The sequence below is a fragment of the Pseudomonas sp. W22_MBD1_FP4 genome (genome assembly GCF_052113765.1).
Taxonomy (GTDB): domain Bacteria; phylum Pseudomonadota; class Gammaproteobacteria; order Pseudomonadales; family Pseudomonadaceae; genus Aquipseudomonas; species Aquipseudomonas sivasensis.
Genome location: NZ_JBGQOI010000016.1, coordinates 144,893 through 164,219 on the forward strand (window position 1 = coordinate 144,893; position 19,327 = coordinate 164,219).

At 60.5% G+C, this 19,327-nt stretch carries 14 protein-coding genes and 1 pseudogene; 7 read left to right on the top strand and 8 right to left on the bottom strand.

The genetic code is table 11. From position 1 onward, the window contains the following. Positions 1–6: 6 nt before the first annotated feature. From ACEN2T_RS20670 to ACEN2T_RS20680, 3 genes are all read right to left on the bottom strand, one after another. Positions 7–2,244, bottom strand: coding sequence for a xanthine dehydrogenase family protein molybdopterin-binding subunit (locus tag ACEN2T_RS20670; RefSeq protein ID WP_122681338.1), 2,238 nt, complete (start codon positions 2,242–2,244; stop codon positions 7–9). After that, the gene (locus tag ACEN2T_RS20675; RefSeq protein WP_032885461.1) at positions 2,244–2,702 is read right to left on the bottom strand and encodes a (2Fe-2S)-binding protein; all 459 of its coding nucleotides are present in this window, start codon (positions 2,700–2,702) and stop codon (positions 2,244–2,246) included. The genes ACEN2T_RS20670 and ACEN2T_RS20675 overlap by 1 nt, the downstream gene beginning before the upstream one ends. Before the next feature lie 635 nt (positions 2,703–3,337). Then, positions 3,338–4,237 carry a LysR family transcriptional regulator gene (locus ACEN2T_RS20680; RefSeq protein ID WP_032885460.1) on the bottom strand — a complete coding sequence of 300 codons (900 nt, stop codon included), beginning with the start codon at positions 4,235–4,237 and terminating at the stop codon, positions 3,338–3,340. A 106-nt stretch (positions 4,238–4,343) separates the two neighbouring features. Between ACEN2T_RS20680 and ACEN2T_RS20685 the strand changes: the two genes are divergently transcribed. The 3 genes from ACEN2T_RS20685 (at position 4,344) to ACEN2T_RS20695 (ending at position 9,270) form a co-directional block, all read left to right on the top strand. Beyond that, on the top strand, positions 4,344–5,711 hold the full coding sequence (locus ACEN2T_RS20685) for an MFS transporter (protein ID WP_095186448.1): 1,368 nt from the start codon (positions 4,344–4,346) through the stop codon (positions 5,709–5,711). Continuing rightward, the gene (locus tag ACEN2T_RS20690; RefSeq protein WP_095186425.1) at positions 5,708–6,982 is read left to right on the top strand and encodes a glucarate dehydratase family protein; all 1,275 of its coding nucleotides are present in this window, start codon (positions 5,708–5,710) and stop codon (positions 6,980–6,982) included. The genes ACEN2T_RS20685 and ACEN2T_RS20690 overlap by 4 nt, the downstream gene beginning before the upstream one ends. A gap of 233 nt (positions 6,983–7,215) precedes the next feature. Continuing rightward, the gene (locus ACEN2T_RS20695) at positions 7,216–9,270 is read left to right on the top strand and encodes a TonB-dependent receptor (RefSeq protein ID WP_442117442.1); all 2,055 of its coding nucleotides are present in this window, start codon (positions 7,216–7,218) and stop codon (positions 9,268–9,270) included. A 45-nt stretch (positions 9,271–9,315) separates the two neighbouring features. Here ACEN2T_RS20695 and ACEN2T_RS20700 read toward each other — a convergent pair whose 3' ends face one another. Then, positions 9,316–10,998, bottom strand: coding sequence for an AMP-binding protein (locus tag ACEN2T_RS20700; protein WP_032885456.1), 1,683 nt, complete (start codon positions 10,996–10,998; stop codon positions 9,316–9,318). A gap of 266 nt (positions 10,999–11,264) precedes the next feature. Here ACEN2T_RS20700 and ACEN2T_RS20705 point away from each other — a divergent pair, with 266 nt between their 5' ends. Beyond that, a complete protein-coding gene (locus ACEN2T_RS20705; RefSeq protein ID WP_095186427.1) occupies positions 11,265–12,035 on the top strand; it encodes an ABC transporter substrate-binding protein in 771 nt (256 codons plus the stop codon). Positions 12,036–12,348: 313 nt separating this feature from the next. Next, a pseudogene (locus ACEN2T_RS20710) lies at positions 12,349–12,450 on the top strand (ABC transporter substrate-binding protein); the annotation flags it as partial. A gap of 311 nt (positions 12,451–12,761) precedes the next feature. Here ACEN2T_RS20710 and ACEN2T_RS20715 read toward each other — a convergent pair. The 4 genes from ACEN2T_RS20715 to ACEN2T_RS20730 form a co-directional block, all read right to left on the bottom strand. Continuing rightward, positions 12,762–13,388 carry a helix-turn-helix transcriptional regulator gene (locus tag ACEN2T_RS20715; RefSeq protein ID WP_032885454.1) on the bottom strand — a complete coding sequence of 209 codons (627 nt, stop codon included), beginning with the start codon at positions 13,386–13,388 and terminating at the stop codon, positions 12,762–12,764. Continuing rightward, a complete protein-coding gene (locus tag ACEN2T_RS20720; protein ID WP_032885453.1) occupies positions 13,388–14,521 on the bottom strand; it encodes an NAD(P)/FAD-dependent oxidoreductase in 1,134 nt (377 codons plus the stop codon). Before ACEN2T_RS20720 ends, ACEN2T_RS20715 begins: the two co-directional genes overlap by 1 nt. Beyond that, positions 14,518–15,450 carry an ornithine cyclodeaminase family protein gene (locus tag ACEN2T_RS20725; RefSeq protein ID WP_442117443.1) on the bottom strand — a complete coding sequence of 311 codons (933 nt, stop codon included), beginning with the start codon at positions 15,448–15,450 and terminating at the stop codon, positions 14,518–14,520. The genes ACEN2T_RS20720 and ACEN2T_RS20725 overlap by 4 nt, the downstream gene beginning before the upstream one ends. A 68-nt stretch (positions 15,451–15,518) precedes the next feature. Continuing rightward, complete coding sequence (locus ACEN2T_RS20730; protein WP_032885451.1) at positions 15,519–16,457, bottom strand: LysR family transcriptional regulator; 939 nt, start codon at positions 16,455–16,457, stop codon at positions 15,519–15,521. 108 nt (positions 16,458–16,565) lie between these two features. Here ACEN2T_RS20730 and ACEN2T_RS20735 point away from each other — a divergent pair, with 108 nt between their 5' ends. Further along, on the top strand, positions 16,566–18,065 hold the full coding sequence (locus tag ACEN2T_RS20735) for a CoA-acylating methylmalonate-semialdehyde dehydrogenase (protein ID WP_442117444.1): 1,500 nt from the start codon (positions 16,566–16,568) through the stop codon (positions 18,063–18,065). Between the two features lie 306 nt (positions 18,066–18,371). After that, positions 18,372–19,310 (top strand): pectate lyase family protein, encoded by a 939-nt coding sequence (locus ACEN2T_RS20740; RefSeq protein WP_032885448.1) that lies wholly within the window; start codon positions 18,372–18,374, stop codon positions 19,308–19,310. Positions 19,311–19,327: the final 17 nt, after the last annotated feature.

A 19,327-nucleotide genomic window follows, 5' to 3' on the forward strand; every position in this document is an offset into this window, starting at 1 on the left:
GCTCGGTTAGCTGAAGGTGTGTCGGCTTAATGGCAGGCTGCGAACACGCTGGCCGGTCAATTGCGCCACCGCGTTGACCACGGCCGGCGCCACAGCGGGGAGCGGAGGCTCACCGATGCCGCCCATCTTTTCACCACTCTCGATGATCTTTACGTGCACCTGCGCCATGCGTGACGGCGGCAGGATCGGGTAAAGGTCGTAATTGCGCGCCCGTGGCTTGCCGTCCACGTACACCGCTTCCTCCAGCAAAGTCTGCGATAAGCCCAGGGCTACCGCGCCGTTGACCTGAGCTTCGACAATCGCCGGGTTGACGATGCTGCCAGGGTCGATGGCTTCCCAGATGTGGTGCACCTTGACCTGGCCGTGTTCAATCGACACCTCGGCGATCACCGCCGCGTGAGAACCGAACGGCGAGGCCATGGCCACGCCACGCGCTCGTCGTGTGCCGTCTTCGGCGGTGTAAGGGCCACGCTTCCAGCCGCCGGACAACTCGGCCACCGCTTTGAGTAAAGTCGTCAACCGAGGGTTGTCCCGCAGCAAATGCAGGCGCAACTCATACGGGTCGCGTTTGCCTTGGTCGGCCAGTTCATCGAGGAACGCTTCGTAGAAGAAGTCATTGAGCGAGTTACCCACCGACCGCCAGTAGCCGAGCATGGCCGGGCCTTTGACATAGATCTGTGCGATGCGTTTGTTGGGGATGGCGTAGCTCTTGCCAGTCAGGCCTTCGAGGGCCGTGGGGTCGAGTTTTTCGCCCTGTTTGCCGGCGATGGCTTCGCTGGGGCCTTCGGTGGCACTGACGGCTTCGATGGCAACGGGCAGGCCGTCGGCATCCAGCGCGGCCCGGAACTTGACCACCGCAACCGGGCGCAGTACATCGCGCAGGAACTCTTCTTCACGGCTCCAGATCAGCTTGACCGGTCGGCCCACCGCCTTGGCCAGCGCAATGGCCTGCGGGTAAGGGCTGGCCGAGTCATAGAGGAAATGCCGGCCAAAAAAACCGCCCAGTAGCGGTGAGTGCAGATTGATTTGTGCAGGCGCCAGGCCGGTGCGCTTGGCGATGTCAGCGCGGAACATGTCCGGCGCCTGGTTGGGCAGCCAGATGTCCAGGGAACCGTCGGGGTTGAAACGCGCCAGGGCTGAAGGCGGCTCCAACTGGGCGTGATTGACGTACTGGTTGTGGTAGGTGGCCTCGATCTGGGTCTTGGCGTTTTTCAGTGCGCCGGCCACATCGCCTTCGTTTTCATCGTCACGGGCCGGGCCTTGCTGGGTGGCGAGGAAATCGCGGAAGCCATCGCTGGAAAAGTCGGCGGGCATCGCGCGGACTTTGGCGTCAGCGGCCGCTTCCAACCAGTCGACCTGGATGGCTTCTACCGCGCGCTTGGCATGCCACCAGCGTTCGGCGACGACCGCCACTGCGCCAGGCAGTTGATGCACCGAGTGCACGCCTGGCATGGCTTCGACCTGCGCCTGGTTACGCAGGCTGCCCACGGTCATGCCCAGGCGCGGCGCGTGTTGCACGGCGGCGTGGAGCATGTCGTCGACTTTCAGGTCGATGCTGTACAGCGCCTTGCCAGTGGATTTGTCGTAGGCGTCCACACGCTTGACCGGTTTACCGATCCAGCGGAATTGACTCGGGTCGCGCAGGGTAATGCTCGCGGCGTCAGGCACCGGCATGTCCAGGGCGCGGCTGGCCAACTCGCCATAGCCCAGGGAACGACCGGACGCAGCGTGAACCACGCGGCCGGGTTGAGTGGTCAATTGGGCCACTGGCACACCTAGCTGCTCGGCGCCGGCCTGCAGCAGCATGGCGCGGGCGAGGGCGCCCAGGCGACGCATGGTGGGATAGCTCATGCGCACCGACATGCTGCCGCCGGTGATGCGCATACCGTTGTCCATCACCACATAAGCCTCACCGGGCGGCGCAGCTTCAACGATGAACGTGGCCGGGTCGGCGTCGAGTTCTTCGCCGACAATCTGCGCCATGGCGGTGTGGGTGCCCTGACCGCCTTCCATAAAGGGGCTGAGCAGGCGAACAGTGCCGTCCGGGCGAATCTCCAGAAAGGCCGGCACTTGGGTGCCACGTTCTGTCGTCGCGCCGGTGGCAGCCTGCACCCGGCCCGAGCCGAGCGGCAGGCCGAAACCGATGACCAGCGCCCCCACGGCCGTACTAGCCAGGAAGCGTCGGCGGGACAGGTTGACCGGCTCGTCCAGGGAGAGGCCGGGGATGAGTCCTGGCATATTCATCAGGCAGTCTCCTTCCCGGCGGCCAGGTCGTACATGGCGGTATGGATGGCGTTGTAGGTACCGCAGCGGCACAGGTTGACCATCGCTGCGTCGATCTGCTCTTTGGTGGGAGCGGGGGTGTGCTTGAGCAGCGCGGTGGCTGCCATCACTTGTCCGGACTGGCAGTAACCGCACTGCGCTACCTGGTGCTCGACCCAGGCACTCACGACACGTTTGCCCACGTCATCGGCTTCGATGGCTTCGATGGTGGTGATCTCGCGGCCAACGACCCCGGCTACCGGGGTGACGCATGAACGCACTACATTGCCGTCCACCAGCACCGAGCACGCGCCGCATTGGGCCAGGCCGCAGCCGTATTTGGTACCGGTCATGCCCAGATTGTCGCGGATTACCCACAGCAATGGCGTGTCGGCTTCGGCCTCGACCTGATAGGCCTTTTGGTTGATACGTAATTCCATGGCTGGCTCACCTGCTGATCATCGGTTGGTGGTGCTGATTTCTTATAGGAGTGGTGCGACGAGAAGTCGCCCATCGTCGAACTCTAGACCACCGCGCAAGGGGTATCTATCTGCTGGCCGCCATATTCAGAGGATCAGGCAAGGATTTAACAGGATTGGGTGACTGACAGCGGTGAAGCCCGGTGGTGGAGTCTGGCCTTTGCGTGGTGATCAGGCTTTCTGTCATGAACAGGTTTCTGTGATGAACGGTCTTTTTGTGGTTGTTAGGGTTTCTGTGGTGCGCGGTCTTTTTGTGGTTGTGAGGGTTTCTGTGGTGCACGGTCTTTTTTGTGGTTGTGAGGGTTTCTGTGGTGCACGGTCTTTTTGTGGTTGTGAGGGTTTCTGTGATGCACGGTCTTTTTGTGGTGAGCGGGCTTGCCCCGCGCTGGGCTGCGGAACAGCCCCAAAACTGCCACCGAGATTTACCGGAAGAAATGCGGTGTTCTTGATGGGGCCGCTTCGCAGCCCAGCGCGGGGCAAGCCCGCTCACCACAGGACATCCGTTCACCACAACAAATCCATTCACCCCATAACATCCATTCACCACAAAAAATCCGCTCACCCCAACAGCAAGAGCACCCCATATCTATCGCTATTCAGGCCCACCCCTCACGCACTGCATTGCGAATCCCTTCCAGCAACATGGCAAACGCCGGGTTGTCGTTGTTTTCACGCCAGATCAGGTGCAATTCGCTCTGCGCGCCTTCGCCCAGGTCGATGTCGCGGAACACCACGTTCTTGAACACTACGCTGCTGGCGCAACGAGGTACAAGGGCCAGGCCCATGCCGGCGTTGACCAGCGCGAGGATGGTCAGGGACGAGCCGAGCCACTGCACATAATCTGGCGCGACGCGGGCCGAGCGCAGCAGGCCGGTGAGCAGTTCGTTGAAGGGCGGGTAGGCGGCGTGGGCGTACATGAGGAAGGGTTGGGCGTCGAGGTCGTGCACGCTGACCGTCTCGGCGTTGGCCAGGCGATGGCTGCTCGGCACCGCCAGCACGAAGGGCTCGCGGACCAGGCATTCGGTGGCGTAGCCCGGTTCCAGCAGGGGCGCGCGGACGATGCCCAGGTCGATGCGTCGGGCGCGCAGGGCTTCGTATTGTTGGTAGGTGTTCATCTCGGCCAGGTCGATCTTGACGTGAGGCTGCTTGAGACGCGCCTCGGCGATCACCTTGGGCAGAAACTCATACACCGCGCTGCCGACGAAGCTGATATTGACCGTGCCGATATCGCCTTCTGCAAACCGTCGCGCGGTCACGGCCGCTTGCTGGGCAAGCTCCAGCAGGTTCTGGGCTTCGATGAAAAACGCGCGGCCAGCAGCGGTGAGCGCGACGCTGCGAGTGGTGCGGGTGAACAGCTCTACGCCCAAGTGGTGTTCGAGCAATTGGATCTGCCGGCTCAGCGGCGGCTGGGTCATGTTCAGCCGTTCCGCAGCGCGGCGGAAATTCAGCTCAGTGGCTACGGTGGTGAAGCAGCGCAGTTGCGTCAGCTCGAACATTGATCTAATCCCGGTATCAATCGGATGCCAAGTTAGATTAGACGGGAACAATTCACGGCGTCCATCATTGTTCTGCCCCTAAAAAAACAATGAATGGGAGTTGCCCGTGGAAACCCTCCAGAATCCGCCAGACCCGACCGTGCTTGCCCGCGCGGCCGCCAAGGTCAAGCGTCATGTACTGCCGCTGTTCGTGGTGATGTTCATCGTCAATTACATCGACCGGGTCAATATCGGCTTTGTGCGCAGCCATATGGAGACCGACCTGGGCATTGGCGCAGCGGCCTATGGTTTGGGCGCCGGGTTGTTTTTCATCGGTTACGCGATCTTCGAAGTGCCGTCCAACCTGCTCTTGCAGCGCTACGGCGCTCGGGCCTGGTTGACGCGCATCATGTTCACCTGGGGCGCGGCGGCGATGGCCATGGCCTTTGTTCAGGGCGAAACCAGCTTCTACATCCTGCGCTTTATCCTCGGCGCCGCCGAAGCCGGGTTTTTCCCGGGGATCATCTACTACTTCACTCAATGGCTGCCGGCCGCCGAGCGTGGCAAGGCGATGGCGATCTTCCTCAGTGGCTCGGCGATCGCCTCGGTCATCTCCGGGCCGGTGTCGGGGGCACTGCTCAACGTCAGCGGCCTGAGCCTGCATGGTTGGCAGTGGATGTTCCTGATCGAAGGCTTTGCCTCCATCGTGCTCTGCGGGTTCGTGTGGTTCTGGTTGCAGTCCCATCCCCATCAGGCCAAGTGGCTCAGCGACGACGAAAAACACGCGTTGGCCGCTGCCATTGCGCTGGAGCAGCAAGCCCGTGAGGCGAGCCAGAGCGTGCGGCCGTCGATGTTCAAATTGCTTGCCGACAAACAGATCGCACTGTTCTGTTTCATCTACTTCTCCATCGCCCTGACCATCTACGGCGCCACGTTCTGGCTGCCGAGCATGATCAAGAAAATGGGCAACCTGGGAGACTTCCAGGTTGGTCTGTTCAACTCCATTCCCTGGTTGATTTCCATCGTCGCGATGTACGGTTTTGCGTCGTTGGCCAGCAAGTGGAAGCACCAACAGGCGTGGGTGTCACTGATGCTGGTGATCGCCGCATTCGGCATGTTCATGTCCACCACCGGAGGGCCGGTGTTTGCCTTTGTCGCCATCTGTTTTGCCGCGATCGGCTTCAAGGCCGCCTCGGCGTTGTTCTGGCCGATTCCCCAGGGTTACCTGGATGCGCGCATCGCCGCGGCGGTGATCGCCTTGATCAATTCGGTCGGCAACCTGGGCGGCTTTGTTGCGCCCACCACTTTCGGCTTGCTGGAGCAGACCACCGGCTCCATCGAGGGCGGCCTGTATGGCTTGGCGGCCACCTCGCTGGTGGCGGCGGTGGTGGTGTTTTTTGCCCGCACCGCGCCTCGGGGCACTGTGCCGCCTGCGTCCAAATCGTCCACCCATCCTCACGCCTTGCGTTCCGGTCCACAGGGAGCCGCCTCTTGAAAATTGTCCGCGTTACCGTCACCCCGATTGCCTTCCGTGACCCGCCATTGCTCAACGCCAGTGGTATTCACGAACCCTTCGCGCTGCGCTCGATCATCGAGATCGAGAGCGACACCGGCTACATCGGCCTGGGCGAGAGCTACGGCGATGCCCCGGCGTTGGCGATCCAGCAGCAGGTACAGTCACAGTTGATCGGGCTCGACCCCTTCAACCTCAACCAATTGCGCGCCATCGTGCAGGCCACCGTCGCCGCCCATAAACCGGCGAGCCTGGCCGGCGCCGAACTGGCACCGGGCTCCCACGCCAGCAAGGCGGTGAGCAATGCCTATTCGGCATTCGAAGTGGCGTTTCTTGATTTGCAGGCGCACTCACTGAACGTGCCATTGGTGGACCTGCTCGGCGGCGCGATCCGTGACCAGATCCCGTTCAGCGCGTACCTGTTTTTCAAATACGCCACACACATTGATTCGCCGTATAAACCCGACAGCTGGGGCGAAGCGCTGAACGAGGAACAGATCGTCGCCCAGGCCCGGCGCATGATCGACACCTACGGCTTCAAAAGCATCAAGCTCAAGGCCGGTGCGCTGCAACCCGAGCACGAGGTGTCATGCATCAAGGCGCTGAAAAGGGCCTTCCCCGGCGTGCCGCTGCGCATTGACCCGAACGGCAACTGGTCCCTGGAAACCTCGATCCGCATGGCCGAGTTGCTCGGCGATGACCTGCAATATTACGAAGACCCGACCCCCGGCCTGGACGGCATGGCCGAGCTGCACAAACGCACCGGCTTGCCCCTGGCGACCAATATGGTGGTCACCGACTTTGACGAGTTTCGCCGCAGCGTGGCGCTTAACAGTGTGCAGATCGTACTTGCCGACCACCACTACTGGGGCGGCCTGCGCGACACCCAGGCGCTGGCGAAGATGTGCCAGACCTTCGGCCTGGGCGTGTCGATGCACTCCAATTCGCACTTGGGCATCAGCCTGATGGCCATGGCCCACGTGGCCGCGTCGGTGCCCAACCTCGACTACGCCTGCGACACCCATTACCCGTGGCAAGAGCCGGATGAGGAGGTGATCAAGGGCGGCAAGCTGCCGATTGTCGACGGCTGCGTAAAAATCACCCGCGCACCGGGGCTGGGCCTGGAGCTGGACCATGACCAATTGGGCAAGCTGCATGATCAATACCTTACCTGTGGCATCCGCCAGCGCGACGACGTGAAACAGATGCAGCGCTATCAACCGGAGTGGAAAACCGTCAAACCGCGTTATTGAAGCTGGTCGCTTCGTTTTGCCCGGTGGTGCGCCACCGGGCCTTTTTTTTCGCGGAACGCTGTACCGCGCTATGTATTCAAGCTGATACGTGAATGCGTAGTTATCTCAAATGAGATTTCTTATCAATTAAATTCACTTTGGTTTTTTTATCCCTTAGACTCAGCCCCGCTGGCGTTTGGCTGCCTTCAGCCCGCCACAAAAAACAATAACGAAGGGTGCTAGGGGAGCTGGGCGTGAATTTCAAAAAGAACACAATTGCGTTGGCGGTCGGGTCGGTTTGCCTGGCTTCAGGGGCTTGGGCTGCCGAACCCAACACGATGGAAATCGCGCTGATTACGGTGAGTGGCGAGAAAATCAACCGCTCCCTTGAGCAGACCCAATCCAGCGTCGTGGTCGTGACCGAACAACAACTGCGGGACAAGGCCGATCACAGCCTGGTCGATGTGTTCGCGCGCACGCCGGGTGTGTACAGCCAGGCTGGTAACGAAAACTGGGGCATTCGCGGTGTACCGGTGTCCGGATTCGATGACCAGGGCCCCGCGACCCTCAATGGCGCCGTTTCGGTGTATGTCGATGGTGCCGTGCAACCCAATCGCACCCTGACCCTGAGCCCTACCGGCTTGTGGGATGTGGAACAGGTAGAAGTCTTCCTCGGCCCGCAATCCACCACCCAGGGACGTAACTCCCTGGCCGGCGCCGTAGTAATCCAGACCCGCAACCCGACGTTCCAACCGACGTTCTCGGCGCAAACCAACGTGGGCAACTACGGAGAAAAAGGCGCAGCGGTGGCCGGTGGCGGCAGCATTGTCGATGACAAGATCGCAGGTCGCATCGCCCTGGATTATCAAGATGGCGATGGTTACATCGACAACATCGCCCTCGGCAAGGATGCCAACCCGCACCGCACGAGCAACGCGCGCGGCAAGCTGTTGATCCTGCCCAACGACGATCTCGACGTCTTGCTGACCTACGCCCATAACGAGCACCGCCAGGGTGACAACTCGATCATCCGCACCCCGGACAAGGTGCGCTATTACAAGGTGTCCTCCGATACCCAAGCGTTCGACAACCTCAACCAGGACACCGTCAGCGCCAAGGTCGACTACCGCCTCGATGACCAATGGTCGCTGACCAGCCTGACCACCAACACCCGGTCCGACTACACCAACCGCCTGGACTTCGACCAGACTGCCGACGCCAATGAAGTCATCCGACGCAAGCAGGATGGCAACCTGTTCGGCCAGGAGCTGCGCCTCAACTACAGCTCGGACACGGTGAAAAGTTTCGTCGGCGCCTATTACGGCCATAACTCCAACAATTTCCACGACCGACTGCTGTTCGATGACGTATTGGCGGTCACGGTGAAAGGCGACACAGTCATCGAAAACAAGGCGCTGTTTGGTGAAGTCGACTGGACCTTCGCACCGCGCTGGACTCTGGTCACCGGCCTGCGCTACGACCACGAAACCAACGACACCGACATCAAGCAGGACGACCTGTCCGACGCGGCGAAGGTCAAAAAGTCGTTCGCGGCCGTGCTGCCAAAACTGGGCATCAACTACGAAATCGCCACCGGCCAGTACCTGGGCTTCATGGTGCAGAAAGGTTATCGCGGCGGTGGCGTGAACGTGCGCTCCGGCAGCGGTCACGAGGCATATGACCCGGAATACACCACCAACTATGAGCTGTCGTACCGCGGTTCATTTCTCGAAGACACCCTGCGTGCACGCGCCAACCTGTATTACACCGACTGGAAAGACCAGCAGGTCAGCGTGCGGCAAGCCAACAGCAATGTCATCAACGTGTACAACGCCGGTCGTAGCGATATCAAGGGCCTGGAAGTGTTCATCGAGAAAGACCTGAGCGAGCAACTGACCCTGACCCTCGGTGGCGCGATCACCGATGGCAAGTACAAGGACTTCATCGTCGGCAACGGCCAGGACCGCAGCGGCGAAGCGTTCTACTACTCGCCCAAGTACAAGGCTTCAGTGGGCGGCATCTATCGCTTCAACGAGCGCCTGACCTTCAACACCGACGTGACGTACCAGAGCAGCGCGCCTTCGGCGTACGAGTTCGATTCAGCGGGCAAGGTCGACGGCGAGCGCAGGAGCGACAACTACGTGTTGGCCAACTTCAGCAGCGAATTCAAAGTCACCAAGAACGTGGCTGTCTCGGGCTTCGTGAAAAACGCCTTCGACAAGCGCTACGTCACCAACAACCGCGATGACGAAATCATCGACGCCGGCGCGCCGCGCACCTTTGGCATGGCGCTGCGTTACGACCTGTAAGCTGTATTCCTGCGTGCCCCGGCGCTGCGGCGCCGGGTTCTGCGTTCAGGAAAAATCCTCCTCGAAATGCTCGTGCTCACCCCGCGCATCCCCTTGGCGACGCACCACCTCCATCTGCCGCAGCTCTACCCGCCGGATCTTGCCGGAAATGGTTTTGGGCAGTTCGCTGACAAATTCGATGCGCCGCACCCGTTTGTACGGGGCGAGGTGTTCGCGGGCGAAGGCGAGGATGTGGCGGGCCAGCTCGGCGCTGCCGGGGGCGTCGTGGGCCAGGATCAGGAAGGCTTTGGGCACCGCCAGGCGCAGTGGGTCTGGGCTGGGCACTACGGCCACTTCCATCACCGCCGGGTGTTCGATCAGCGCACTTTCCAGTTCGAACGGGCTGATGCGGTAGTCGGAGGCCTTGAACACGTCATCGGCGCGACCGACGAAGGTGATGTAGCCGTCGCTGTCGATCTGCGCGGTATCGCCGGTGCGGTAGTAACCGTCGCGCATCACTTCGGCGGTTTTTTCCGGGCTGTCCTCGTAGCACACCATTAAACCGAGAGGGCGTACATCCAGCGGCAGCGCGACTTCCCCTTCGTTGCCCGGTAGGCCGTCGGCGTCCAACAGCACGACACGATAGCCCGGCAGTGGACGGCCCATGGATCCTGGCTTGAGCACCTGGCCGGGGGTGTTGCCGACCAGGGCGGTGGTCTCCGATTGGCCGAAACCATCGCGCAGCGGCAATCCCCAGGCCTGCTGGATTTGCTCGATGATTTCCGGGTTCAGGGGTTCGCCCGCACCCACCAATTCACGCAGATTCAGGCGCGCCTTGTGACTGGCCAGGTCTTCCTGGATCAGCATGCGCCACACGGTCGGCGGGGCGCACAGGCTGGTCACGCGGTATTGTTCCAACGCTGTCAGCAAGGCCGGCGCGCTGAACCGCGCGACGTTATGGATGAAGATGCACGCGCCAGCATTCCACGGCGCGAACAGGCAGCTCCAGGCGTGCTTGGCCCAGCCTGGAGACGAGATATTCAGGTGCAGGTCGCCGGGTTGCAGGCCGATCCAGTACATCGTCGACAGGTGGCCCACCGGGTAGCTTTGGTGGCTGTGCAGCACCATCTTAGGTTTGGAGGTGGTGCCGGAAGTGAAGTACAGCAGCATGGGGTCGGTGGCCAGGGTGCGGCCTTCGGCTTCGAACTGCTCGGGGTATTCAAATGCGGCGTTGTGCGCGACCCAGCCGCTGGGCGCAGCTCCCACGCAGATGCGGCTACAGCCATCGCCCAGGCCGTCGAACTTGCCGACATGCGCCTCGCCGACCACCAGATGGCGAACCTGGCCACGCTCGATACGGTCGCGCAGATCATCCGGGTTGAGCAGGGCGGTGGCCGGGATCACCACCGCGCCTAGTTTGAAGGCGGCGAGCATGGTGTCCCACAACGCCACGTCGTTGCCGAGCATCAACAGCACTCGGTCGCCGCGTCGCACGCCGAGGGCACGCAGATGGTTGGCCACCTGGTTTGAGCGCGTCGCCAGTTGCTGGAAGCTGTAGCGCTGCTCGCTGCCGTCTTCTTCGACGATCCACAGCGCGTTGGCCGCATTGCCCTCGGCCATGGCATCGAAGTAGTCCAAGGCCCAGTTGAACGCATCCAGCTGCGGCCAGCGGAAGTCGCGAACGGCGGTGGCGTAATCGGTGCGATGGGCGAGCAGAAAATCCCGCGCGGCCAGGAAGGGATGCGTCATGGTCGGTGTCCTTGATTATTGTTGTAGGGACATTTCTGTGCTGCGGTGACCCACGGTTCAACCGAGAGGCTGAACCGAGTATAGGCACGCATAAATCCAGAGATGAACGCTCAAAAACACCGGTGTGTTGTGCAAAAAAGTCATGGGTGCAGGGGCTGGATTGACGATCAATACATAAAAGTCCAGTATGGAATTATAAGTACAAAAGCTCTTGCTGGATTTTTTCTTCTCTCTTGCCAAACCAACAACAACTTGCGAGATCCCCCATGAAGAAACGCTTGCTTATCACCGCCCTGGCCTTGATCGCTTCCAGCCACGTATGGGCCGCCGAGAAAACACTGCGCATCGGCATCGAGGCGGCCTACCCGCCGTTTGCCTCCAAGACCCAGGAAGGCACCATCGTCGGCTTCGACTACGACATCGGCAACGCGCTGTGCGCGCAGATGAAGGTCAAGTGCGTGTGGGTTGAAGGTGAGTTCGATGGTCTGATTCCTTCCCTCAAGGTGAAGAAAATCGACATGGCCCTGTCGTCCATGACCATCAACGAAGACCGCAAGAAGTCAGTAGATTTCACCCACAAGTACTACTTCACCTCATCGCGTCTTGTGATGAAAGACGGCGCGGTGGTGGATGACCAGTACGCCAGCCTGAAGGGCAAGACCGTCGGTGTGCAGCGTGCGACCACCACCGACCGTTACGCCACCGAGGTATTTGAGCCCAAGGGCATTAACGTCAAGCGCTACAGCAATAACGAAGAGATCTACATGGACCTGGCGGCAGGGCGCCTGGATGCGATTTTTGCCGACACCATCCCCTTGAATGACTTCCTGCAAATGCCACGGGGCAAGGGCTACGCTTTTGTCGGGCCGGAGCTCAAGGACCCGAAATACGTAGGCGAAGGCGCGGGGATTGCGGTGCGCAAGGGCAACGAGGCGCTGGTCAGCGAATTGAACACGGCCATCGACGGCATTCGTGCCAGTGGTGAGTACCAGAAGATTTCGCAGCAGTACTTCAAGGCTGACATTTACGGTGATTGATGCAGCGGGGCTGCTGCTGTTGCGGTGAGTAGCCTTGCTTTTTTGATGAGCAGTCCTGCAGTTGTAATGAGCGGGCTTGCTTTTGTGGTGAGCTGGCTTGCTTTTGTGGTGAGCAGTTCTGCTTTTGTGGTGAGCGGGCTTGCCCCGCGCTGGGTGGCGAAGCCGCCCCATTACTGACAGTGCATACCTTCAGTTGGAACTGAGGCGTCTGAATTTGGGGCGGCTCCGCCACCCAGCGCGGGGCAAGCCCGCTCACTACAAAATCCTGCTCAGCACATAAGACCTGCTCAAGACAAAGAGCCTGCGCACCACGCTGGTCAGCGAATTGAACACGGCCATCGACGGCATTCTTGCCAGTGGTGAGTACCAGAAGATTTCGCTGCAGTACTTCAAGGCTGACATTTACGGTGATTGATGCAGCGGGGCTGCTGTTGTGGTGAGTAGCCTTGCTTTTTTGATGAGCAGTCCTGCAGTTGTAATGAGCGGGCTTGCTTTTGTGGTGAGCAGTTCTGCTGTTGTGGTGAGCGGGCTTGCCCCGCGCTGGGTGGCGCAGCCGCCCCATTATTGACAGTGCATACCTTCAGTTGGAACTGAGGCGTCTGAATTTGGGGCGGCTTCGCCACCCAGCGCGGGGCAAGCCCGCTCACTACAAAATCCTGTTCACCACATAAGGCCTGCTCAAGACAAAAAGCCTGCTCACCAAAAAATTCATCCAGGGTTGAAGGTTCAGCCCTTTAATTCCTTCAGGTGCTTGTAAACCGTTGCCCGCCCCATACCCAGAACGTTGGCCACATAGTTCGAGGCGCTCTTGCCCTTGAACGCGCCTTCGGCATGCAGTGCCAGCACCAGTTCGCGTTTGTGGTCGCGGGTCAGCAGGTTCAGGCTTAACTGGCGCTCGCGCATCCAGGCATGCAGGAAGGTGTTGATGCGTTCCTGCCAGTCATCGCGAAACAGCGCGTCCGGCTGTGGGATCAGCTTGCTTGGCGACAGGAACAGGTCCAATGCCGCCTTGGCATTTTCGAACAGTGAAATATTCAGGTTGATGCACAGCACCGCCAGGGGCCGACCATTGGCGTCGCGCAGTACGGTGCTCAGGCTGCGAATTTTCTGACCGTCCCAGTTGAGTTTTTCGTAGGGGCCGATATTCACTTCGCTGACGTCATCGCTGAGCATGTCCTCCAGCGCCGAGTCGTCGCCAATCGCGCGTTTCGACAGGTTATTGGCGATGTAATCGACTTTTTGCGTGCGCAGGTCATGCAGCACCGCTTCGGCGTGGGGGAAGAACAGCGTGGCGATGGCATCGGCGATCGCGCGAAAGTTCTGCAAGACGTTGTCGGGTTCGACGGTGTTCATCAATGGGGCTCCAGGCGGGCGGGGGAGAGCATACCAGCGTCGAGGCCGAACCGGGTCAGTGCCTCCGGCAGCGGTGCGCCGCGCACCAGTGCCGCACTGGCCTGGCCCATGGCCGGTGAGGTTTGGATGCCGTAACCGCCTTGCGCCGCTACCCAGAACAGCCCTGGGACTCGCGGGTCGAAGCCCGAAAGCAAGTCACCGTCGTGCACAAAGCTGCGCAGTCCGGCCCAGGTTCGCGTGGGGCGGCGGATGGTCAGGGTGGTGGCTTCTTCGATCTGGTAGATGCCCATGGCGATGTCCAATTCTTCGGGCTGGATGTCCTGGGGCTCGACCGGGTCTGCGTTGGCCGGTGAACCGAGGAACATGCCGGCGTCTGGCTTCATGTAGAACGCTTCGTCGAGCGCCACCAGCATTGGCCACGCATGGCTGTCCACGCCTTCGGGGCCGGCGAAGATAAACGCCGAGCGGCGCTTGGGTTGCAGGCCAATGGATGCGGCACCGGCCAGCCCACCGATGTGGTCGGCCCAGGCGCCAGCGGCGTTGATAATGATCGGCGCGGTGAAGGTTTCGTGTTGGGTGGTGACGTGCCAAAGACCACCGCTGTCACGGCTCAAGCCCAGCACATGGCTGTCGGTATGCACGTCGCCGCCCTTGCGACGAATACCGCGCAAATAGCCTTGGTGCAGGGCGTCGGTGTCGATGTCGCTTGCAGTGGGATCATAGATCGCACCGTGAACCTTTTCCCGACGCAGGATCGGCAACTTCGCACAGGCCTCGTCGACACTCAGCTGTTCAACCTGCGGCACGGTGGCCTTGGCGCTGAGGTACTGCGCGTTCAACTCGGCCGCATCGCCGGTGAAGTCCACCGTCATCTCGCCGCGCGGTGTGAGCAAGGGATGCTCGCAGAACCCTGCCGGCGGGTGGTCGAAAAACTCCCGGCTGGCCAGGGTCAACGCCCGCACCTGCGGAGTGCCGTAGGCGGCGGTGTAGAGCGCAGCCGAACGCCCGGTGGAGTGATAGGCCGGGTGAGATTCACGTTCCAGCACTCTCACTTTGCCGTGTTGCGACAACCAGAAACCCGTGGACGCACCGGCAATGCCGCCGCCGATGATGATGAAATCTGCGTGGTTCATAGAAGTCTCCAGAGGGCATTGGCTAGTGCGATGTCTTCCAGGCCTAGGCCGATGGAACGGAAGAATACGTGACGGTTGTAGGACGGGCGCTGCACCTGGTCGCTGAGCAGTTCGGGCAGGTCGCCCATGACTGCGCTTGGGTTCCAGCCATGTTGTTCGGCGGCGATCAGCATCTCGCCCGCCGAGCCTGGCGTGGTTTGGCGGTAGTCGCAGAACACGTCCATTTCGTTCAGTGATTGGGGTGGGACTTCGTGAGCGCGCGGTGCGTTGGTGCTGATGGAGGTGATCAGCGCCGGTTTGCTCAGGCGCGAAGGGTCAATCACCGGGCCCGCGGATGACGTGCACAGTAGGATCACGTCGGCGTCTTCCAGGGCGGCTTCGCAGGTTGGAGCGATGCTCACGCGTGGGTCAAGGCGTTGAAGCGTGGAGTCAGTAGCGGTCAGGCTGGGCGAGAAGAAGTTGATGCTTTGCCAATCCCGCAGGTTTTTCACGTAGTGCAGGTGAGCCTGGGCCACCTTGCCGCTGCCGATGATCGCCAGTCGCCGAGCCGCCTGTGGCGCCAGCGCATCCACCGCCAGCGCAGTGGTCGCGGCGGTGCGTGCGGTGGTCAGTTCTGCGGCATCACACAACAGCAGCGGCTGGCCGGTGTGCGTGGACATCAAGAGCGTCCAGGCGGTTACCAATGGCCCTTGCTCACGCACGATATACGGCGAGGTTTTCATGCCATACACGCCGTCCTGCGCCAGCACGCCCAGGTAGTTGATGAAGTCACCGGCGCCCTGGGGGAATTCCACCCATTGCTGGGGCGGCTGCACCGCATGCCCGGCCGCCAGGTCGCGGAACAGTGCGCGCAGGATCTGCAGCACATCGACTTGGCCCAGCAGTTCACGGGCCTGGGTTTGGTTGATCACATGCGGGGTGCTGGACATGAATGCCTCTTTTGTTGAACTTATTTGTCCATTATGGACTTTTAGTTCCGTCGAGCAAGAGGCAAACCTTATCCGAGATAACGAAAGCCCCCCGACAGCTTCTCCTTCAGATAACCCACCAACACACTCACCGACTTCGGCACATGGGGCGAATACGGCCGAATCAAGTAGATCTCATTGGCAAATGCGCCCTTGAGCGTCCAGTCCTTGAGCACCTGCACCAGCTTGCCGCTGGTCAGCGCGGCATGGGCGCTGAAGTCTGGGAGCAGGGCGATGCCCAGGTGGTTGAGAGCGGAGTCGCGCAGCGCCTCACTGTTATTGGTGGCGAAGCTGCCGGCGATGGGCACGGTCAGGCGTTCAACGTTTTTACTGCCGCGTTCGAAGGTCCAGGCGGGCTGGTCGGTGCCCCGTGGGTAAAACAGGCAGTTGTGTGCCGACAGCTCGCCGGGTTCGCGGGGCTCTCCGTGGCGTTGCAGGTAATCCTGGGTGGCTACCAGCACCGACCCAGTGTCGCAGAGCTTCCAGGCGACGTGGGTTTCCGGCACCTGGAAACCGTGGCGCACGGCCAGGTCGTAACCTTCGGCTGCCAGGGAACTCAGCGCATCGGACACATCCAGCTGGATGCGCACTTGCGGGTAACGCTGCAGGAATTCCGACAGATGCGGCACCAGTTGCTGTCGAGCAAATGCCACCGGCGCGGTAAGGCGCACCAGCCCGCGAATCTCCCCCACAGAGTCACGCACTGACGAGAAGCTGCGGGCGATCTGCGCATAGGCGCTGCGCACTTCACGGGTCAGCGACAGCCCCGCATCGGTCAGCCGCACACTGCGCGTGGTGCGCGTGACCAACTGGGTGCCGGTGGCCTTTTCCAGGTCGGCAATACGCTGGCTGACCGCAGACTTGCTCACGCCCAGGCGCGCAGCGGCAGCCGTGTAAGTGCCTTGCTCTTCCAATATGGAAAGCCAGTGGATATGGGTCCATAGGCCTTCGATCTCAGATTTTTCCATGGGTGGATTGTTCGCGTATGTGGACAATAAGTTCAGGATTCTGCTCTGGTTTGGAACAAAGCGAAAGCCTATCGTGTGTTCCAACGCTACCCACCTGGATCGACTGCCATGACAACCACCATCGAGCACTACATCAACGACCAGCGCGTGTCCCGCGATGATCGCTATCAGGACGTCTACAACCCCGCCACCGGCGAAAAAACCGGGCGCGTCGCGCTGGCCAGCCGCCAGACCGTATCCGAAGCCGTTGCTGCTGCCCAAGCCGCTTTCGACAGCTGGGCAGATACCCCGCCCATCCGCCGCGCCCGCGTGCTGTTCCAGTACCTGCACCTGTTGCGTGAGCGCAAGGACGACCTGGCGCGCATCATCGTCGCCGAGCACGGCAAGGTCTTCACCGACGCCCAGGGCGAAGTGGACCGTGGTATCGATATTCTGGAATTCGCGTGCGGCATACCCAACCTGCTCAAAGGCGAACACTCTGACCAAGTTTCCCGAGGCATGGACAACTGGACCCTGCGCCAACCGTTGGGCGTAGTGGCCGGCGTCACGCCGTTCAATTTCCCAGTAATGGTGCCGATGTGGATGTACCCGATCGCCATCGCGGCGGGCAACACCTTCATCCTCAAGCCAAGCCCGACCGATCCGAGCGCCTCGTTGTTCATGGCCGAGCTGCTGCGTGAAGCCGGCCTGCCCAAAGGCGTCTTCAACGTGGTGCAGGGCGATAAGGAATCGGTGGATGCACTGATCGAACACCCGGACGTCAAGGCCGTGAGCTTCGTCGGCTCCACACCGATTGCCCAATACATCTACGAAACTGGCGCGCGTAACGGCAAGCGTGTGCAGGGGCTGGGCGGAGCTAAAAACCACATGGTGGTGATGCCTGATGCGGACATCGAAAAAACCGTCGACGCCCTGATGGGCGCTGCTTATGGCAGTGCCGGCGAGCGCTGCATGGCGATCTCCGTCGCCGTGCTGGTTGGTGACATCGGTGACAAAGTCATCGCTGCCTTGACCGAGCGCGCCAAGCAACTGCGCATCACCGACGGCCGCGACCTCAAGGCCGAGATGGGCCCGATTGTGTCCCGCGCTGCACTGGAACGCATCAGCGGCTACATCGAACAAGGCGTGCAGGCCGGCGCGCAACTGCTGCTGGACGGGCGTGATTACGTGCCCACCGAAGCGGGCCTGGAAAACGGCTTCTGGCTCGGCGCGACCCTGTTCGATCATGTGACCCGAGAGATGAGCATCTACCGCGAAGAAATCTTCGGCCCGGTCCTGGCGTGTGTGCGGGTGAACGACTTTGGCGAGGCGATCAAGCTGGTCAACGACCACGAGTTCGGCAACGGCGTCAGTTGTTTCACCCGCGACGGCAACATCGCCCGCGAATTTGCGCGGCGTATTCAGGTGGGCATGGTGGGCATCAACGTACCGATCCCGGTGCCGATGGCGTGGCACGGTTTTGGGGGGTGGAAGAAGAGTCTGTTTGGCGACATGCATGCGTACGGCACTGAGGGTGTTCGGTTCTATACCAAGCAGAAATCGATTATGCAGCGCTGGTCGGAGAGCATCGAGCAAGGCGCGGAGTTTGCGATGCCGGTGTCCAAATAACGCTTGGAAGAACATCGCAGGGCAAATGTGGGAGGGGGCTTGCCCCCGATGGCGGAATGACAGTCACTGTATATGTGCCTGATACACCACCATCGGGGGCAAGCCCCCTCCCACTTTTGGTTGTTTTTCACTTGAGGGTTGACGGCCAGGCGAATGACGAATACTGTACATAAACACAGTGTTTAGGCACTGGCCAACCAACCCTTGGCAACCTCAGCCATGCCAAACACTGTGTGAAAGTTAATGGATTAACTTACCCCACAGGCTCGTTACATCGAGCCGTTTTTATAGAGAGAGAGGGAACTCATGTCGTATCCAGAAAGCAAACTCACCGGCCTGACCGGTTTCGCCCTTGCGGCAAAAGTCACCGGCGGCTGGTCTGGCCAAGTGGTCAGTATCACCACGCTGGATCAACTCAAGGCCAACATTGGCGACACCACCCCACGGGTGTTGGTGATCAACAGCAATATCTCGGCGTCGAGCCTGACCAAGGTCAATATGGGTGCCAACAAGACCCTGATCGGTTCATTCCAGAACCGTACCTTGGAGAATATTCACCTGCGTGCAACCGCGCAGTCCCAGAACATTATTCTGCAGAATATTATCTTCAAACATTCGGCGAGCATTAAGGCCAATGACGATATTCAGGTGTACTTGAACTACGGCAGCAAGTACTGGATCGATCATTGCTCTTTTGTCGGGCACACCTGGTCAACCACGGACGGCAGCGAAGACAAACTGCTGTATATCGGTGAAAAAGCCGATTATGCCACCATCAGCAACTGCTTCTTTGGCAGCCACAAGTACGGGCTGATCTTCGGGCACCCGGCGGATGATAATAAGGCAGAGTTCAACGGTTATCCGCGCCTGACGTTGTGCCACAACCGCTTCGACAACATGGAAGTACGCGCGCCTGGCTTGATGCGTTACGGTTATTTCCATGTGTATAACAACTACGTCAATAACTTCCATCTCGGTTTTACCCTCGCACAGAACGCCAATATCCTCTCTGAAAGCAACTATTTTGGCGAAGGCAGCCAAAATAAAGGCATGTTGGATGACAAAGGTACCGGGACGTTCACTGATACAAACAGTGTGCCGCCGATCACCAACCAGAAGTCACCCAAAGCACAATGGACGGCAAGTTCCAACTACGCCTATACCTTGAAGACGGCGGCGCAAGCCAAGGACTTCACACAGAAGAATGCCGGCGCCCAGGCTGGGACGCTGGTATTCGGTAGTTGAGTAGCTAGCTTTCTACT

Bases quoted from the DNA above. Each gene is read 5' to 3' on its own strand.
- ACEN2T_RS20670 (WP_122681338.1), bottom strand. From the start codon at position 2,244: ATGAATATGCCAGGACTCATCCCCGGCCTCTCCCTGGACGAGCCGGTC.
- ACEN2T_RS20675 (WP_032885461.1), bottom strand. From the start codon at position 2,702: ATGGAATTACGTATCAACCAAAAGGCCTATCAGGTCGAGGCCGAAGCC.
- ACEN2T_RS20680 (WP_032885460.1), bottom strand. From the start codon at position 4,237: ATGTTCGAGCTGACGCAACTGCGCTGCTTCACCACCGTAGCCACTGAG.
- ACEN2T_RS20700 (WP_032885456.1), bottom strand. From the start codon at position 10,998: ATGACGCATCCCTTCCTGGCCGCGCGGGATTTTCTGCTCGCCCATCGC.
- ACEN2T_RS20705 (WP_095186427.1), top strand. From the start codon at position 11,265: ATGAAGAAACGCTTGCTTATCACCGCCCTGGCCTTGATCGCTTCCAGC.
- ACEN2T_RS20715 (WP_032885454.1), bottom strand. From the start codon at position 13,388: ATGAACACCGTCGAACCCGACAACGTCTTGCAGAACTTTCGCGCGATC.
- ACEN2T_RS20720 (WP_032885453.1), bottom strand. From the start codon at position 14,521: ATGAACCACGCAGATTTCATCATCATCGGCGGCGGCATTGCCGGTGCG.
- ACEN2T_RS20725 (WP_442117443.1), bottom strand. From the start codon at position 15,450: ATGTCCAGCACCCCGCATGTGATCAACCAAACCCAGGCCCGTGAACTG.
- ACEN2T_RS20730 (WP_032885451.1), bottom strand. From the start codon at position 16,457: ATGGAAAAATCTGAGATCGAAGGCCTATGGACCCATATCCACTGGCTT.
- ACEN2T_RS20735 (WP_442117444.1), top strand. From the start codon at position 16,566: ATGACAACCACCATCGAGCACTACATCAACGACCAGCGCGTGTCCCGC.
- ACEN2T_RS20740 (WP_032885448.1), top strand. From the start codon at position 18,372: ATGTCGTATCCAGAAAGCAAACTCACCGGCCTGACCGGTTTCGCCCTT.